General features: G+C 61.6%; 14 protein-coding genes. 5 read left to right on the forward strand and 9 right to left on the reverse strand.

Translation table 11 applies throughout. The features are described 5' to 3' along the window. Window positions 1–23: 23 nt before the first annotated feature. Window positions 24–281 carry a SemiSWEET transporter gene (locus tag EK23_RS02400; protein ID WP_045223631.1) on the reverse strand — a complete coding sequence of 86 codons (258 nt, stop codon included), beginning with the start codon at window positions 279–281 and terminating at the stop codon, window positions 24–26. Window positions 282–488: 207 nt separating this feature from the next. Here EK23_RS02400 and EK23_RS02405 point away from each other — a divergent pair, with 207 nt between their 5' ends. Then, window positions 489–1112, forward strand: coding sequence for a urate hydroxylase PuuD (locus tag EK23_RS02405; RefSeq protein ID WP_200892055.1), 624 nt, complete (start codon window positions 489–491; stop codon window positions 1110–1112). Window positions 1113–1257: 145 nt separating this feature from the next. Here the strand turns inward: EK23_RS02405 and speD are convergent, their stop codons facing one another. Then, window positions 1258–2055 (reverse strand): adenosylmethionine decarboxylase, encoded by a 798-nt coding sequence (gene speD, locus EK23_RS02410; RefSeq protein ID WP_045223632.1) that lies wholly within the window; start codon window positions 2053–2055, stop codon window positions 1258–1260. Window positions 2056–2184: 129 nt separating this feature from the next. Beyond that, window positions 2185–2607 carry an OsmC family protein gene (locus EK23_RS02415; protein ID WP_045223633.1) on the reverse strand — a complete coding sequence of 141 codons (423 nt, stop codon included), beginning with the start codon at window positions 2605–2607 and terminating at the stop codon, window positions 2185–2187. Window positions 2608–2742: 135 nt separating this feature from the next. On the opposite strand from EK23_RS02415, the gene crp reads away from it, so the two are divergent. Next, the gene (gene crp / locus EK23_RS02420; protein WP_045223634.1) at window positions 2743–3399 is read left to right on the forward strand and encodes a cAMP-activated global transcriptional regulator CRP; all 657 of its coding nucleotides are present in this window, start codon (window positions 2743–2745) and stop codon (window positions 3397–3399) included. An 8-nt stretch (window positions 3400–3407) separates the two neighbouring features. On the opposite strand, the gene EK23_RS02425 is transcribed toward crp, so the two are convergent. The 3 genes from EK23_RS02425 to EK23_RS02435 all read right to left on the reverse strand — a co-directional run bounded on the left by EK23_RS02425 (window position 3408) and on the right by EK23_RS02435 (window position 4928). Then, window positions 3408–3752: a hypothetical protein gene (locus tag EK23_RS02425; RefSeq protein WP_145998531.1), complete on the reverse strand. Its 345-nt coding sequence runs from the start codon at window positions 3750–3752 to the stop codon at window positions 3408–3410. Window positions 3753–3831: 79 nt separating this feature from the next. Beyond that, on the reverse strand, window positions 3832–4056 hold the full coding sequence (locus tag EK23_RS02430; RefSeq protein WP_045223636.1) for a hypothetical protein: 225 nt from the start codon (window positions 4054–4056) through the stop codon (window positions 3832–3834). Between the two features lie 230 nt (window positions 4057–4286). Next, window positions 4287–4928 carry a hypothetical protein gene (locus tag EK23_RS02435; protein ID WP_145998532.1) on the reverse strand — a complete coding sequence of 214 codons (642 nt, stop codon included), beginning with the start codon at window positions 4926–4928 and terminating at the stop codon, window positions 4287–4289. Window positions 4929–5193: 265 nt separating this feature from the next. Here EK23_RS02435 and EK23_RS02440 point away from each other — a divergent pair, with 265 nt between their 5' ends. From EK23_RS02440 to zwf, 3 genes are all read left to right on the forward strand, one after another. Further along, window positions 5194–5406, forward strand: coding sequence for a hypothetical protein (locus EK23_RS02440; protein WP_045223638.1), 213 nt, complete (start codon window positions 5194–5196; stop codon window positions 5404–5406). 373 nt (window positions 5407–5779) lie between these two features. Beyond that, on the forward strand, window positions 5780–7192 hold the full coding sequence (gene pyk / locus EK23_RS02445; RefSeq protein ID WP_045223639.1) for a pyruvate kinase: 1413 nt from the start codon (window positions 5780–5782) through the stop codon (window positions 7190–7192). A gap of 67 nt (window positions 7193–7259) precedes the next feature. Then, the gene (gene zwf, locus EK23_RS02450; protein WP_200892056.1) at window positions 7260–9212 is read left to right on the forward strand and encodes a glucose-6-phosphate dehydrogenase; all 1953 of its coding nucleotides are present in this window, start codon (window positions 7260–7262) and stop codon (window positions 9210–9212) included. Between the two features lie 69 nt (window positions 9213–9281). On the opposite strand, the gene EK23_RS02455 is transcribed toward zwf, so the two are convergent. Genes EK23_RS02455 through EK23_RS02465 form a run of 3 tightly spaced genes read right to left on the reverse strand, consistent with a single transcriptional unit; the run spans window position 9282 to window position 16171 of the window. Then, entirely contained in the window at window positions 9282–11867 is a 2586-nt protein-coding gene (locus EK23_RS02455; RefSeq protein WP_045223641.1) for a glycogen/starch/alpha-glucan phosphorylase, read from the reverse strand. A gap of 43 nt (window positions 11868–11910) precedes the next feature. Further along, complete coding sequence (locus EK23_RS02460; RefSeq protein ID WP_082053869.1) at window positions 11911–12597, reverse strand: FAD-dependent thymidylate synthase; 687 nt, start codon at window positions 12595–12597, stop codon at window positions 11911–11913. 40 nt (window positions 12598–12637) lie between these two features. Continuing rightward, window positions 12638–16171, reverse strand: coding sequence for a PPi-type phosphoenolpyruvate carboxykinase family protein (locus EK23_RS02465; protein WP_052807854.1), 3534 nt, complete (start codon window positions 16169–16171; stop codon window positions 12638–12640). Window positions 16172–16288 lie beyond the last annotated feature (117 nt).

Raw genomic sequence — 16288 nt, forward strand, 5'->3', positions numbered from 1 at the left:
GCGCGGGATAACTCCTCAGCGCCCTATCCGCCGAACCGCCATTTCATCAGGATGATCGTCAAGGTCAGCACCAGGGTCACCGCATTGGCGACGATCACGGGCAGCGCGTCGATCAGAAGCCCGTCGGCCAGCCACAGCACCACCCCGAGACCAAACAGGGCGAACATGCCCAGTGAGATATCGTTGGCGGACCGGGTTCTCCAGATTTTCAGCACCTGGGGCACCAGGGAAACCGTGGTCAGACCGCCGGCCAACATGCCGATCACATCGATGTAGTTCATGCCCACATGCCCGCCCTGAAAAGGCCGGGCAGAGCCCCTCCCCCCACCCAGCCCGCGCCCCCAGAGGCCAAAGGCGCACCGCTCAGACAGTCCCGGCGCGGGAGCGGGTTTCCCGGTTTGCTCCGGAAGCAAGTTCGCAATAACCTGTGCATCGCCCCTGAGAAGGTGGCCGACATCAAAAACAAGCCAAAAACCGGAGGAAGAACTATGCAAAACATCATGTTGAAGGCCATCCACGGCCTGGGCAAATTCGGGCTGGACAAACTGGAATATGCGCTGGCGTTCGGACTGGCGCTCGCTGCGTTGCTCGCCTTTGCCTCAGGCAGCATTGAAATGAGCCGCACCTGGCTGACTTTCTTGTTCCGCTGGCTGCACGTCATCTCGGGAATCATGTGGATCGGCCTGCTCTGGTACTTCAATTTCGTCCAGATCCCCTCCATGCCCAAGATTCCCGACGAGCAGAAACCCGCCGTCGGCAAAGTCATCGCGCCCACCGCCCTGTTCTGGTTCCGCTGGGCGGCACTCTCGACGGTCGTGACCGGCCTGATCCTGGCCGGCCTGCAGGGATATGTGCTGGAAGCCATGTTGTTCGGTTACTTCAAGGGCGGCATGACCACCTATATCGGCATCGGCATGTGGCTTGGCCTGGTAATGTCCTACAACGTCTGGATGATCATCTGGCCGAACCAGCAGAAGGCCCTGGGCCTGGTGCCCGCCGAGGACGAAGAGAAAAAAGCGGCGGCCCGCACCGCCATGCTCACCAGCCGCTTCAACACCATGTTCTCCATTCCCATGCTTTATTTCATGGTCGCGGCTCAGAATCTGAGCTAAGAAATCAGGTCTGCCGAATAGGAGCGCCGCTAATTGGGCGCTCTCGTCATCAAACCCTCATCCACAGCGCAACCTATGCGCTGAACCGAAAAAAACCGCCGCTCTCGCGACAGATGCGGCGGTTCTTCAGTGCGACGGCAGCAGCCTAACGACGCAGCTTGTAATTGCGGCCGTAGAAGATCTCCGCCATCTCCTGCTTCAACTGCTTCTGGATCGCCAGGCGCTCGTCGCTGCTGAGCGCATCCTTGTCGGTCTCGAACAGGTAATTGTCCAGGTTGAAGTCCTTCAGGATCATCTTGGTGTGAAAGATCTTCTCCTGATACACATTGACGTCGATCATCTGGTAACGATCGGCGGTCAGGTCGGCAATGTAGTTCTGGATCGAGGTGATCTCGTGGTCGATGTAATGCTTCTGGCCGCTGATGTCCCGGGTAAACCCGCGCACGCGGTAATCCATGATCACGATATCCGACTCGAAGCTGTGAATCAGGTAATTCAACGCCTTGAGCGGTGAAATACGGCCGCAGGTGGAGACGTCGATATCCGCGCGGAAGGTGCTGATGCCGTTGTGCGGATGACTTTCCGGGTAGGTGTGGACCGTAATGTGGCTCTTGTCCAGATGGGCCACCACAGCCTCGGGCAAAGGTCCCGGCGCCTCGGTGTTGCTGATGACACCGGCGCCGTCATGGCCCTCGGAGATCAGCATGGTCACGCTGGCGCCCTGGGGCTCGTAATCCTGACGCGCTATGTTCAGGATCTCGGCGCCGATGATCGCGGTGACGTCCGTCAGAATCTGGGTCAGGCGCTTGGCGCTGTAGGCCTCGTCAATGTACTCGATATACCGCCGCTGCTGCTGCTCCGACTTGGCATAGCAGATATCGTAGATATTGAAGCTTAGCGACTTGGTTAAGTTGTTGAAGCCGTGTAACTGCAACTTTTCCATCAGATTCGGAAACACCTGTATCGAAACGGGGTCGGATGGCCGACCCCGACGGCACATCCCACTGATTGCTAAAACTGTGCGAGCCTTGACATCCGTTTGGGTCGCCGGAACGCCTGAAACCGACAGGCGCTATTCCTGAACTTCGATGATCTCAAAGTCATGCGAAATCTGTGCGGTCTTGCCGAGCATGATGGATGCCGAGCAATACTTTTCCGCCGACAGGTCGATGGCTCGCCGGACGGCCGCTTCGCTCAGGCCCTTGCCGGTCAGCCGGTAGCGTATGGTGATGTGGGTGAACACCTTGGGATCGCTTTCGGCCCTTTCCGCCTCAAGGCCAAGCTCGCACCCGCGCACGTCGTGACGCCCCTTCTTGAGAATGTGCACCACGTCGATGGCCGTGCACCCACCCATGCCCATCAGCAGCATTTCCATGGGACGGACGCCGAGGTTGTCACCGCCGTTTTCGGGTGGACCGTCCATCACCACGGCGTGCCCGCTGCCCGACTCGGCCAGGAATTTCACCTTCTCTAACCACACAACCCGCGCTTTCATCGGCCTTTTCTTGACCCAGGAAAAAATGGCGCATAGCTTACCACAGAATCCCGCAGCACCAAGCGCCTCGATGACGGCATGCCGCCAAACTTGCTAGACTTATGATTACAGGGAAATACCGACGGCCAGCGAAGTATGCAAATCATCCCCAGCCCCCCGCAAAAGAACGAAGCGCTCGAGCAATTGCTGCGCTTTTGCCATAAACGGCGCTATCAGTCCAAGGCTGCCATCATCAAGCCGGGGGACGACGGCGACGTGCTCTACTATATTGCCGAGGGCTCGGTTGCCGTCCGTATGCACAACGACCTGGACGATAGCGAGATCGTGCTGGCGTACCTCAACAAGGGCGATTTCATCGGGGAAATCGGCGTCTTCATGGGCGCCATGAAGCGCGATGTGACCGTCGTGACGCGTGAAGCCACACAGCTGGCGGAAATCGGTTACGCACGGCTGCATCATCTGCTCAAGAACGAGTTGGCGGATTACGCCGTCGAAATACTGCACATTTTCGGCCGTCAGTTAGGCAACCGCTTGTTGAGCACCAGCCGCAAGGTCGGCACCCTGGCATTCCTGGACGCCACCGGCCGCATCGCCAACACCCTGCTGGACCTCTGTCGCCAACCGGACGCCATGACCCATCCCGACGGCATGCAGATCCGCATCACCCGCCAGGAAATCGGCCGCATCGTCGGTTGCTCGCGGGAAATGGCGGGCAAGATCCTGAAGGCGCTGGAAGATCAGGGGCTGATTTCGGTTTCCGGCAAGACCATCGTGGTCCTCGGCACCCGCTGAGGGCCCCATCAGCGGCCTGTCAACACCCGCAGCCTGGCCTCGCACTCTGCCAGGGCGGCCTTTAAGTGTTCCGCCGCTTCCGGGTCCGCGCCAATCTTCCGTGGCGCCGCCTTGTCGCGCACCCCGATCAAGGCCAGCGACCAGTCGCTGTCGGTGGACGTCACCCGCAAGCTCCCCTCCTCCACCGCCTGCCCGTCGGCTTGATAGCGCCCCCAGCTTTCGCGGACGATCCCGCGGTAGAGGAAGCCTTTGCGGCCCACCGCCAGGTCGATGCGCCGATAGGCGGCGTCCGGCGCCCTGGGTGTGGCGACTTCGCATTCAGCCAGCAGGGTAAATCCCTGATCCATTTCCATCACATTGCACCGTAAATAAGCCAAGTAGGGTGGGCGACGCTGACACGAGCGGATACACGCATTCGTTCAGCCATCGCGTTCAGCAGTAGCGCCGGGCGTATTCCTGCAAAGCGCCGGGGCCCAGCCGGCGATGCAGTTGTTCGCCGAGGCCGATGAGTACGGCCCGCCAATAGGTCACCGAATCGTCCCCGGCCTGCGCCTTGCTGGCACGCGCCGCATGAAAGGCCTCGAATACCTGCTCCAGGCTCATGGCGGAAACGGATGCCAGATAGTCTTTCAGTTGCGCCTGCTGTTCTGCCGTCATCTATGCAATGCCTCGTCAGTGCCTTGCGCGCCCCGGGGCCGGGTGCACGCAAGAAGCGATGCAATTCCGGCGCCATGTATCTAAGTCCGCGCGTACCCCTTTAGCGGCGGCCATGCCTCAGGGCGACCAGGCATCATCCGCTGACGCCGAGGCGCAAACACGACACGGGTGTAGGAAACCTGCCAAGCATGGATGCCAAGAGATCCCACAAGGGGAAATCCGGCGCGGCCTCAGGGCAACCCGCGCCTTCGCCCGATTCGGAGCAGGAGATAAGCCGAGAACGAGACGGCCAGGATCACGCCGATGAGCGTGGCCAGTCCCCGCAACAGGCCCCCGGCCGCTTCGGCGTCCCCCACGTGCAGCGGGATCACGAGTTGCTCATCTTCCGCCGTGCTGCCTTCCCGGCTCAGGTAAATGGCATAGTCGCCGACTCGTGACGGTTCAAAACTCGCTTCGATCATACCCTTCGGATAGCGCTGCGCGGGCAAGTCGAGCAGTGGCGGAGCAGCATAGGTTTCCGCGTCGCCCCCCAGTTCCGAGACCCGGAGGGCGAGGGGCGTTCTCGGCAATTCGGGCCCCACCAGGTCGATGGTCAGAAAGACGCGGCCCGGCACCGGAATGGCGTTGCAGTAAGCGCGGAACACATCGCTCGTCACGCGCGCATCCTGCTCTCCTGCCGGCGGTTGCACATGGATGTTGAAATACACGCTAAAGAACTCGGTCGCCACGGGACAGCCGAGTCGCGGATTGGATATCTGCTGAGAAGGGTTGTCGTTGTAACCCGGACTGGTGCACGACGCCAGAACGGCCAGACACACACCGAGGACCCAATGCAGGGATAGCCGCTCCGATAGGTTCTTAGGTTTATTCATGGATGCCCACCGCCGCCTCGAAAATCCCCACCCAACTACGGCTACGACTGTCCCAAGCGCCGCCAGTCTCATGGTATCACTCGCGCGCCGCCTGTAAATCGCCACGGGCGGCCTGGTGAAAACGCGAAGTACGGGGGATCGGAACCCAGTGCGCCGCAGACGGTCTCAATGATTGCGGCCTCAACGGTGCCTGCCGGACCTGGCCCGCCCCTGCCCGGACAGGGACCGGACAAACAAAAACACAACAACTCGAGGGGGATAAAGCATGAAAACCAGCCATCTCATGTTTGGCGGCGTCGCCTTTGCGGTTCTGGCGGAAGCGTCGCTGCTGATGTACAACCGGCATGAGGAAAGTGAATGGGCAAGTTTCCGCGATAGCCATCATTGCACGCCGGTCGCGGTGACCGATGGCAGCAATCGCTCCGGTTATCAGTGCGACGACGGGCAGGTACATTACCGCTGGCGCCAGATGCGCTGATGCTCTGATGGGGTGGCGGGCGGTCCTGAAAACGCACTGAAGCGGGTCATTTCGACTCCTATGGGCTCAACAGGCGCTATTTGTCATTTAAAATAGCGAAACCGTTCGCACACTCCCGCATGACCGATGCCCAACAAAAATAATCCGTACCCGTATTGGGACGAAAACAAGCCACCGATCGATGTTATCCTGATCAGCCCCGCGTTTTCGGCCCGACCCTGGGTGGCCGGGCTGAGCGCTCGGCCCGGCGGCGGGCAGCTGCCGGCCTGGGGCTGACCCGCTTTGTCCAACCCATCATTGCCGTGACGCCCGTTACAGCGGGCCATCGCCCTGGGTGAATGCCCGGCGGCCGTTTATTCCCTGGAGAGATTGAATGCGGGGCTATTACCGACACACCAAGATCATCGTCAGCCTAGGACCTGCGACCGAAAGCCGCGAACAGATCGCCAAGCTTATCCGGAGCGGCGTCGACATGATCCGGCTGAGCATGGCCTTCATCAGCTCCGCTCAGGTCGGCGAGATCGTCGCCAGAATTCGACAGGTCTCTAGCGAAGTCGAGCGACACGTGGCCATCATGCTGGATCTGCAAGGACCTGAAATGCATACCGGTGTCCTCGATCACGACGTGGATCTGCAATTCGGCCAGGAATTCGAGTTCTTCACGGGGGCCCCCACCCCCGGACGACAGGGCGTCTGGGTCAATCATCCCGGCCTGCCCGGCGATGTCAGCGTCGGCGACAGCATCCTGGTGGACCGCGGCAGCATCCGCCTGGAGGTGACGCAAAAGGAAGCGTATCGGGTCTGCTGCGTCGTTAAGACGCCGGGGACGCTGGGCTCATGCAAGAATATCAACCTGCCGGGCATCACCCCCGACTTGCCGCCCATTACCGACGCCGACCGGGATTACCTGGCGCAGGGGGTGGCGGCCGGTATTGATTTCGTCGCCCTCTCCTTCGCCCGCCAGCCCAAGGATATCGACGAACTGCGCGCCCTGCTGGAGAGCCACGGTTCGCCCGCACGCATCATCGCCAAGATCGAGGATCAAGTGGGCCTGCGCAATCTGGATGGTATCGTCGCCAAGGCGGACGGCATCATGGTGGCCCGAGGCGACCTGGCGGTGGAGATCGACGACCACATTCTGCCCTTGGTTCAGGCGCGCATCGTGGAATCCTGCCATGCCCACGGCAAGCCGGTCATCATCGCCACGCACCTGCTCGAATCCATGGTGTCCTCGCCCCGGCCGACCCGCGCCGAAATCACCGACGTCACCGATGCCATCAAGAGCATGGTGGACGCCCTCATGCTCTCCACCGAGACCACCACCGGCAGCTATCCCCTGGAATGCGTGACGGTGCTGCAGAACATCCTCGAGAGCGTCGAACCCAAGGAACAGCGGCGCCTGAACGAGGCCATGCGCCTGCTGACGCCGAAATCCAAGATGCTCCGCTCCGCCGCTGTGCTGGCGCAGGACCTGGACCGCTCCGGCATCGTGGTATTCAGCCGCAGCGGTTCCCTGCCCTATATCCTGGGCGCGCTCAGGCCCCGCTCGGTGCCCATCTATGCCTTCACCGACGTGGATGCGGTGTTCCGTCACCTGCTGCTGCCGTGGGGTGTGGAGCCGTTCCTCATGGATTTTTCCGACGATCCTGAAATCACCATCAAGAACGCCCTGGCTTATCTCCGGCGGCGCAACTGGTGCGACCCGGGCACCTGGCTGGTGGTGATCACCAACGCCCTGGCCCATGGCGCCATCATCGACACCATCCAACTGCGGCAAGTGGAATGAGCGGGCTTCTGGCCGCACTTCGACCGGACCATTTTTTGCGAATCAGACAAGCGTAAGGGGACACTCCGTGGAACACAGCCAGTGGGTTTGGGCACCGATGGTGGAAGCAAGCACCAGGGCCGCGCCGGGCGAGCCTTGCATAATGGTCATCTTCGGCGCGGCCGGCGACCTCACCAAGCGCCTGCTGATACCGTCGCTCTACAACCTGTTCATCGATGGGCTGCTGCCGGAGCAGTTCGCCATCGTCGGTGTGTCACTGGATGCAATGGACACCGAGGGCTTTCGCGAGCGCATGAGCCGCGACATCCGCCAGTTCCACACCCGCCGCGAGTTCGACGAATCGGCCTGGCAGGCCTTGAGCAGCCGGCTGTATTACACCGCTGGCTCCTTCGAGGACGAATCCACCTTCACCACGCTCAGGGATCTGGTGCTGGAACTGGACGGCCAGTACCAGGCCCGGGGCAATGTCCTGTACTACAAGGCGGTGCCGCCTTCGGTTTTCGGGCTGATTTCCAGCAAGCTGCAGACCTCCGGTTTCGACCGCTGCACCGGCTGGAAACGCATCATTGTGGAAAAGCCCTTTGGCACGGACCTCGCCTCGGCACGGGAAATGAACCGGCAACTGCTGTCCTTCTGGGACGAGCGGCAGATCTTCCGCATCGACCACTACCTGGGCAAGGAAACGGTACAGAACATCCTGGCCTTCCGCTTTGCCAACGGCATGTTCGAACCCTTGTGGAACAACCAGCACGTGGACAACATCCAGTTCACGGTGTCGGAATCGGTCAGCGTGGAAGGCCGGGGCGGCTACTACGACAAATCCGGGGCCCTGCGCGACATGGTGCAGAATCACATGCTGCAAATGCTCTCCTATGTGTGCATGGAGCCGCCCAACTCCTTCGCCGCCGACGATATCCGCGATGAGAAAGCCAAGCTGCTCAAGGCGGTTCGCGTCTACTCGCCCGAGGAGGCATTCAGGAACAGCGTGCGCGGCCAGTATGGGGCCGGCCGCAAGGCGGATGGCGTAAACTGCCCGGATTACCGGCATGAGCCCGGGGTGAACCCCTATTCCAGCACGGAAACCTATGCGGCCCTGCGCCTCTACATCGACAACTGGCGCTGGGAAGGCGTTCCCATCTACCTGCGCACCGGCAAGGCCCTGTGGAAGCGCGGCACCGACGTGGTGGTGGAGTTCAAGAAGGCGCCGGCCTCGGTGTTTCGCAGCACCGCGGTGAAGAAGGTGGGAGCCAACCGCCTGATCTTCCACATCCAGCCGGAACAGGCCATCCAGTCTGTGTTCCAGGCCAAGATACCGGGCCCAACCATGCAATTGCAGCCGGTGAACATGCGCTTCAATTATGGCGAGGCGTTCCAGGCATCGCGTGGCACCGGCTACGAGGTCATGATCTACAGCTGCATGCTGAACGATGCGACCCTGTTCTCCCGCACCGACCTGGTGGAAAGCTCCTGGCGCATCGTCCAGCCCATTCTGGACGCCTGGTTCGTCTATCCCACCCTGGACTTCCCCAACTACCCGGCCGGCACCTGGGGGCCCAAGGCCGCCTCCGACCTGGTGGAGCAGGACGGTCGCCGCTGGTTTGAGGTGGTAACCACGGAAACCCTGGAGCACATTCCCCTGTTCAAGGATGCCGACCCGCTGTTCCTCAGCCACCTCAGCATGTGCCTGCGTCCGCGCCGCGCCGCGCCCGATGACATCATCTGCCGCAAGGGCGATCCGGGGCTGGAGATGTTCCTGATCTGCCGGGGCGAGGTGGAATTCCTCGACCGTCGGGGCGAGCCGCTGATGCACCTCCAGGATGGCGATTGCTTCGGGGAGATCGCCCTGTTGTTGTCAGGAGCCCGCATCGCCACGGTCCGCGCCAAGACCCTATGCGATCTGTTCGTGCTGGAGAAGTCCGACTTCGACCGCATTCTGCGCGACCATCCGCAGTTCGCGGAGGTCCTGACCCAGATGGCCCACGAGCGCTACGAAAAGATTACCGGCCGCTCGCTCGCTTGACAGCAGCCCCCAGGCCGAGACTGGAAGCTCACCACCAGCTTCGACCCGGGAAATCCTCGCGGAAGCGCGCTATTGAATGGAGCGGTGCATGATGCGATGCTGCTTGAGCAGGTTGGTCTTCACCGGTTTCACGTTCCAGATGTCACGGCAGTATTCGTCGATCGCCCGGTCCGACGAGAACTTGCCGGAGCGTGCGACATTGAGGATGGACATGCGCGTCCACCGGCCGGCATCCTGATAGACCCGTCCCACCTCATCCTGGCAATCCGCGTAGGATTGGAAATCCGCCAGTACGAAGAAGGGATCGCTGTACAGCAGATTCTCCACCAGCGGCCTGAACAGCTCGGCGTCGCCCTTGGCGAAGAATCCCGATTGCAGCAGGCTGAACACCTCCCGCAGGATTCCATTGCGCTCGAAGGTTTCAAACGGCCGGTAGCCCTCGCGCTGTAACCTCTGAATGTCGTCCACCGTGTGGCCGAACAGGAAGAAGTTCTCGGCCCCGACCTCTTCCAGCATCTCCACATTGGCTCCGTCCAGGGTGCCGATGGTCAAGGCGCCATTCATCTGGAACTTCATGTTGCCGGTACCCGAGGCCTCCTTGCCGGCGGTGGAAATCTGCTCGGACAACTCCGCCACCGGGTAGATCCGCTGGCCATTGCTGACGTTGTAATTGGGCACGAACACCACTTTCAGCTGGTTGCGCAGGCTCTTGTCCCGATTGACCACCGAACCCACCGCATTGATCAGCTTGATGATCAGCTTGGCCATGCGGTAGCCGGGCGCGGCCTTGCCGCCGAACAGGAAGGTTCGCGGCTGTATGTCCAGGTTGGGATTGGCCTTGAGCTCAAGGTACATGCGGATCACATTGAGAATGTTCAGGTGCTGGCGCTTGTACTCGTGTATGCGCTTGACCTGCACATCGAACAGCGATTCCGGATCCACGCCCACGCCGGTCTTGTGCCGCAGATACATGGCATATTGATGCTTGTTGAGCCGCTTGATCTCGCGCCATTTGGCCCCGAACACGGCATCGTCGGCCCGCCGCTCCAGTTCCTTGAGTTTATCGAGATCGGTCACCCAACCCTCGCCGATGTTCGCGGTGATGAAACCGGCGAGGCTCGGATTGCTCAGTGCCAGCCAGCGCCTGGGCGTGACGCCGTTGGTCTTGTTCTGGAATTTTTCCGGCCACAGTTCGTAGAAATCCCGCAGTACATCGGATTTCAGCAACTCCGAATGGAGCTGGGCGACGCCGTTGATGGCATAGCTGCCCACGCAGGCCAAATGGGCCATGCGCACGTAGCGCTCGCCGCCCTCATCGATCAGCGACAGCCTGCCCACGCGGTCGTGGTCGCCGTTGAAACGGGACCGCACCTCTTCCAGAAATCCGGCATTGATTTCGTAGATGATTTCCATGTGGCGCGGCAACAAGGACGCGAAGATCCCGATAGGCCAGCGCTCCAGCGCCTCGGGCAACAGAGTGTGGTTGGTGTAGGCAAACGAGCGGCGGGTGATAGCCCAGGCCTGCTGCCAGGGCATCCCATGCTCGTCCACCAGAAGCCGCATAAGTTCCGCAATGGCGATGGCCGGATGGGTGTCGTTGAGCTGAATCGCGAATTTTTCGTGGAACCGCTCCAGCGGAATGTGCTGCACCCGCATGATGCGCAGCATATCCTGCAGGGAACAGGAGACGAAAAAATACTGCTGCTCCAGGCGCAACTGCTTGCCCTTGACCTGTTCGTCGTTGGGATACAGCACCTTGGTGAGATTTTCCGATTTCACCTTCTGCTCGACGGCGCCGTAGTAATCGCCCCGGTTGAAAACGGCCACGTCGAAGGATTCCGGCGCTTCCGCGCGCCACAGGCGCAAGGTGTTCGCCGTGTTGTTCCGGTAGCCGGCAATGGGCGTGTCATAGGGAATGCCCACGACGGTCTGCTCAGGCTTCCAGCGCACCCGCGGCTCCCCCTTCGCGTCACGGTAATGCTCCGTGTGCCCGCCCAGCTTGACCTCCACCGCCCACTCCGGCCTCGCTATGTCCCAGGGGTTGCCGTAGCGCAGCCATTTGTCGGTGCGTTCAAGCTGCCAGCCATCGGCGATCTCCTGCTCGAAGATGCCGAACTCGTAGCGGATGCCGTAGCCCAGGGTCGGGATTTCCAGGGTCGCCAGGGAGTCCAGATAACAGGCCGCCAGGCGTCCCAAGCCGCCATTGCCGAGCCCGGGCTCGGCCTCTTCCTGCATCAGTTCATCGAGGCTGAGGCCCAGTTCCGCCAAGGCCTGGCGAATCTGTTCGCCCATGCCCAGGTTGAGCAGGTTGTTGCCCAGATGCGGCCCCATCAGGAATTCCGCCGAGAGGTAGCAGACCGTGCGCGCCTTCTCGGCGGTGTAGACAGATGCCGAACTCACCCAGCGGTGCAGCAGCAGGTCTCGGATCACATGGGCCAGGGCCATATAGTAGTCATGCTGGGTGGCCAGCACGGGAAACTTGCCCTGGACGTAGAACAGATTGTCCAGGAAGGCGCGCTTGATCTCCTCCTTGTCCATGGGCGTGGTCCGTTTCACGTCCAGGGACGGCGACATCATCGGCACGGATTCTTCCGGTTCCGGTGCATCGGTCAGTTCGGGGCTGGCATTCACGCGGGCATCCTCTCGGGCAGTCATGATTCGGGGCTGAAGGCTGATACGGGTAATGACGCGGCCGCGCTCAGGTCGCGCAGACGTGGTCGATCAGGGCGCGCCAGGAGACAGGAAACAAACCGCTGGCGATCCTGTCGATGCAGTCGGCATAGGCCCGAAGGCTTTCCTGGGTCCCAAGCCGCCCGTGCAGGGCGAACATTCTGGAAAAGTAATAGAGGCTGCCGGTCTCTATCCAACTGGTGTACTGGGCCTGGGGCAGCAGCATGTGCGCCATGTCCGCGGATATCGCCGACGCCAGGGCCTCCTCGTACAGCGCTTCCGCATCGCGGTAGAGCCCCTCGACGCGCACGGCGAAATCGGAGGCCGCTTCCGGCTCGCGGGTCTTGGCGTCAGGCCCGGAGCCTTGCCAACTCGAGGGCGAATACAGCTTCGGGCTGGCTTTCACATAGCGCTGAAAGACTTCCGAGCGGCTCACGCCCACGGTCGACCGCCACCAGACCTTGCCCAGGTAAGAGGGCATGCTGATGCACAGACAGATCTGCGGATGAAAGAACGGGCTGATGTGCTTGCGCGCCGCCAGGTCGACAATCAGTTTCTCGTCCTCTTCCAGCAGCCAGCGCCCCGTCTCGTCGCATTCAAACTGGCTCTGGCGGTCCAGACTCACGCGCGCGGCATTGACCACGCGCAGATCATCGCCCATGTGGTCCACATAGTTCACGGCGGAAATGCCGTCATTCAAGGGGTCTAAGTTCATCTCGGATCGTTTGCGGTTGGTAAGTTCGGCCAGTCAAGGCTCAGCGTTGCATCACCTGCCTGAGCGTGACCACACCGGCGGGCGGCTCGACGTCATAGCGAATGGCACCGGCACCCATCTGCAGCGGGTCGGCGCCCAGCGTGCCCACGAGGAATTCACGGTAGTCGGCGGACATGGTCCAGTCCCGCATGCTGCGCGCCTTGGCCAATCGCTCCTGCAATTGCAGGCGGTGGACGAACTGGGCGTGCCTTCCGTCTGCGACAAAAGCCTCCAGATAGGCGATATGCCTTTCCCACAACTCCACGTCCCTGGCCTGCTTGACCGCCAGGCGCAGTCGGTACCAGTCCGAGCCCAGCAGGCGCTCCCGGGTGAACATCTGGCGGATTTCCCGATGCTGCACATCCATCCCCCGGTAACTGCCGGTGGCCATGATGTAGAGCAAGGCCTTCAGGGGCGGGCAGGCCTGCTCCACGCTGCCGTCGTTCAGATAGGCCTGGGCCACGACCCTCTGCGCCTCGACGATGTTTTCCACCCCGTCGACGAAGCAGGCCATATCCTGCGTCTCAGGCCGCAGCACGGCGTCGTCGAAAACGGCGGAGGGCGCGTCGAAAACCTTGCCCAGGAAGCTGTGCACAAAGTGGCTGGTGATGCGATAACCCAGGCGACTCGCCAGAACCGGTCGGCCCTGGTACTCGAAATCCTGAACCGGCTCAAGGTGTCCTTCCCGGATGAGGTAGGCCGGATCATTGGCCTCGGGCGGCAGGCGCGACCAGATCTCCGGAATCAGCAGGCTGACGTCGTGGTCGACGCGCAGGTGCGGCCCGATATAGCCCGCCGCGCTGCTGAAGCCGCCGTATCCGGTGAGGATCGCCGACACCAGGGCGTTGTTCAGGTCTACGGTGGGCAGCAGCGCGTTGAAAGGACCCTTGGTCAAGGCACCTTCGCTGCCCGCGCCCGTGGTCGAGGGCGATTTGCCGGTCAGACTGCAGATGTAGTCCATGAACAGTTCCGGCAGTTCCTGGTAATGAATGGGGTTGTAGACGCACAAGGGGCGCACTCCGGGTTCCGGCCGGTTGTTGCGCCGCCCCGAGATCACCGCAGAGACGGGAAAGACCACGTCCTCGTGCAATGGCACGCGCCGGCGCAGGCGCGCCCCCATCTGCGCCAGATAGGGCGCGAACTCATCCTGTATGTCCTGGCGCAACTGCAGGTAGCGGGGATTCTGGCTCGGCTTGCCTGCGACCAGACGCGGATGCGCGGGCGAAACCGCGTAGCCCTGCTCGTCCCGGGAGGCCTCCGACAGGAAACTGCGCATGGACGGGGTGTACTGGTGGAAGCCCATCACATCCTCCACCAGATCCTGCAGTTCCGATGCCCCCAGCGCCTCGTAGTTGGACAGGAAATTGCCGGGGCCGGCCAGGTCGCGCTCGGTCTCGATGTCCAAGCCCCGATGGATGGCTTCGTCGGGACGCTGGAACAAGCGGTACTCGCAATTGTGGGTGAGCTTGACGCAGGGGTTATTGAGATGCTCCGGCCGGTTGGGCAGCACGTCGCTGGGCACCACCACGCTCACGGTGATGTCGTCTTCCGTCTGGATCTTGGCGGCTGGCACGAAATCTTGCCGCAGCTTGAAAACCCGCCAGGATGCCTTGCCGGAAAATCCCACCCTCAGATTGGAAGCCACCAGGCCACGCCCGTCGAGTTTCAACTCATTGCCCGGCCGCCCATTGATGAAATCGACTGAAAAGTGCCGGCGCCATTGATCGCCCCATTCCGGCTTGTAGAAGCGCTTGATCATGAACACGATGGACTTGATCCGATTGGGGATCTGTTCCAGCCAGGCATTGTAGTCGGGGGTGTAGCGGCTGGAGGGCGTCAGCAGCTTGATGACCGAACCCAGGCTGCGCGTGCTGCTGAGCACGTACCGGCTGGTGTGCTCGCGACCTTCGCAGGGCGCCATGCCGCTGATGAAACGGTCGCTGTAATCGCGCCGGAAGATCGCTTCCACTTGGTCGAGGTCATCCTCCAGATCGGCCACGAACACCGGCCCGAACAACACGGTGTTCCGGATCGACTTGGAAATCTCCGACTTTCCCCCTCCGGACACGGTGCAGGGCTTGTGGCAGAACACGCCCTCCGCCTCCGTTCTCACCAGCCGCCAGGAGGGAGCCGCCGGGTGCTTCTCCATCTGCACCTTGTAGCCATCGGGCAGCATGTAGACACGGTCGGGGTGCAGCTTCAGCAGTTGCACGGAATCGCCGTCCAGCCAGGACAACTCCTGCCGGTTCAGGTCGATGCGCGTACCCTCGGGTACATACCACAGTTGTGGAAAGCGCCGGTCGATGCCGTAACCTTCCGGCTGCAGTTCCATACACTCGGCATACCGCGCTTTGACCTCGGCAAAGCTGTAGCCGCTGCCGAGCACGCTGTTGTCCAGGCCGAACTCCTCGCCGTGATTCTGCCGGGCAAACACCAAGGCCCCACCGGCATGCTCCTCTTCCGCGAGCCCGTAGAGGTTCGCCGCGAAGCTGATCTGCGTCTTGACCTCTTTCTTGCAGTAGCCGAAATAATTGTCGGATATCAGGGTCACGATCACGCCGGAGGCATCGCGCGCCGTGATCTTGAAGGGCTTGCCGTCGTTGTAGATTTCCTCTTCGTCCTGCCAATACATGCCGTCGGCCAGCTGGCGGCTCGAGGCCTCGTCCCTGCGCGGCAATCCCAGGTCCTTCTTCCTGATGCCCGCCAGGTGAGGCGCCACGATCACGCATCCCGTGTGACCGCTCCAATGTTCGATATCCAGGCCGGCGTCATTTTCGGGAAGGTAGGGATTGCCTGCATTGCCGAAGATACTCTCAACGAAATCCAGGTTGGAGACCGCGCCGCCCGGCGCGAAGAAGCGGATCTCCATGGTTTTCTCGCTGGCGACACCGGGCACCGCGGGGCAAACCACCGGCCGGATGAGCAGGGACACGAAGATTTCCGCCGGTTCCTTCTCCTCGGCCGTGAAAGGCAGGCGCAGCATCTCCCGAGGCGGTTCGAGCGCTTTCTGCAGAAGCCGCTGGAATGCCAGGACCGGCACTTCGCGCTTGTCGCTGGGGACCGCAAAACCGCCTGCCGCGATATGAAAAGAACCCTGGGTGGTGCGCCTGTCGTTCAGGGTGTTATGCAGAATGCCCTGCCGCACCCGGTAACTCTGGATGATTCCGGACTCGAAAAGATGCAGGCGGGGCGACAAGGACAGTTCACGGGCGATGCCGTGACGATGCAGGACCAGCGTCGTGACGGGCAGCTTCGGGCTGGGCAATTGGAACTTCCCCAGGTAGGCATCGAGAAAGGACTGGATGCGCTGGTCCGCCGGACACAGATATTCCGGCGCCAGGCGGGACTGGGCGTAGTAGCAATCCACCACATCGCGGGCCACATCCATGAAGTCGCCGCTGTTGACCTGCTCGCAGATGGGCTGCCCCGCGGCCGCCAGGGTCAGGTTGATATTGAGAAAATGGCGGCGACGTAATCGCTCGTCCGCGACATTGATGTGCTCGGCATTCAGTCCGAGCGCGCTTTTCTCGTCCACTGCGGTTTACCACCTTGATTGAGGCAGATGTACCGACGGATAGCTGAAGGAGCAAAACCGTCACCGGTCCTCCCGCTTCGGGCCTATCGCCGAACGTCGCCAGCAAAGAGAGTGATT

The organism is Methyloterricola oryzae (assembly GCF_000934725.1).
Classification (GTDB): Bacteria; Pseudomonadota; Gammaproteobacteria; order Methylococcales; family Methylococcaceae; genus Methyloterricola; species Methyloterricola oryzae.

What these genes read in the sequence shown, in the direction of transcription:
- EK23_RS02400 (WP_045223631.1), bottom strand. Translation starts at nt 281, where the DNA reads ATGAACTACATCGATGTGATCGGCATGTTGGCCGGCGGTCTGACCACG.
- EK23_RS02405 (WP_200892055.1), top strand. Translation starts at nt 489, where the DNA reads ATGCAAAACATCATGTTGAAGGCCATCCACGGCCTGGGCAAATTCGGG.
- speD (WP_045223632.1), bottom strand. Translation starts at nt 2,055, where the DNA reads ATGGAAAAGTTGCAGTTACACGGCTTCAACAACTTAACCAAGTCGCTA.
- EK23_RS02415 (WP_045223633.1), bottom strand. Translation starts at nt 2,607, where the DNA reads ATGAAAGCGCGGGTTGTGTGGTTAGAGAAGGTGAAATTCCTGGCCGAG.
- crp (WP_045223634.1), top strand. Translation starts at nt 2,743, where the DNA reads ATGCAAATCATCCCCAGCCCCCCGCAAAAGAACGAAGCGCTCGAGCAA.
- EK23_RS02425 (WP_145998531.1), bottom strand. Translation starts at nt 3,752, where the DNA reads ATGGAAATGGATCAGGGATTTACCCTGCTGGCTGAATGCGAAGTCGCC.
- EK23_RS02430 (WP_045223636.1), bottom strand. Translation starts at nt 4,056, where the DNA reads ATGACGGCAGAACAGCAGGCGCAACTGAAAGACTATCTGGCATCCGTT.
- EK23_RS02435 (WP_145998532.1), bottom strand. Translation starts at nt 4,928, where the DNA reads ATGAATAAACCTAAGAACCTATCGGAGCGGCTATCCCTGCATTGGGTC.
- EK23_RS02440 (WP_045223638.1), top strand. Translation starts at nt 5,194, where the DNA reads ATGAAAACCAGCCATCTCATGTTTGGCGGCGTCGCCTTTGCGGTTCTG.
- pyk (WP_045223639.1), top strand. Translation starts at nt 5,780, where the DNA reads ATGCGGGGCTATTACCGACACACCAAGATCATCGTCAGCCTAGGACCT.
- EK23_RS02455 (WP_045223641.1), bottom strand. Translation starts at nt 11,867, where the DNA reads ATGACTGCCCGAGAGGATGCCCGCGTGAATGCCAGCCCCGAACTGACC.
- EK23_RS02460 (WP_082053869.1), bottom strand. Translation starts at nt 12,597, where the DNA reads ATGAACTTAGACCCCTTGAATGACGGCATTTCCGCCGTGAACTATGTG.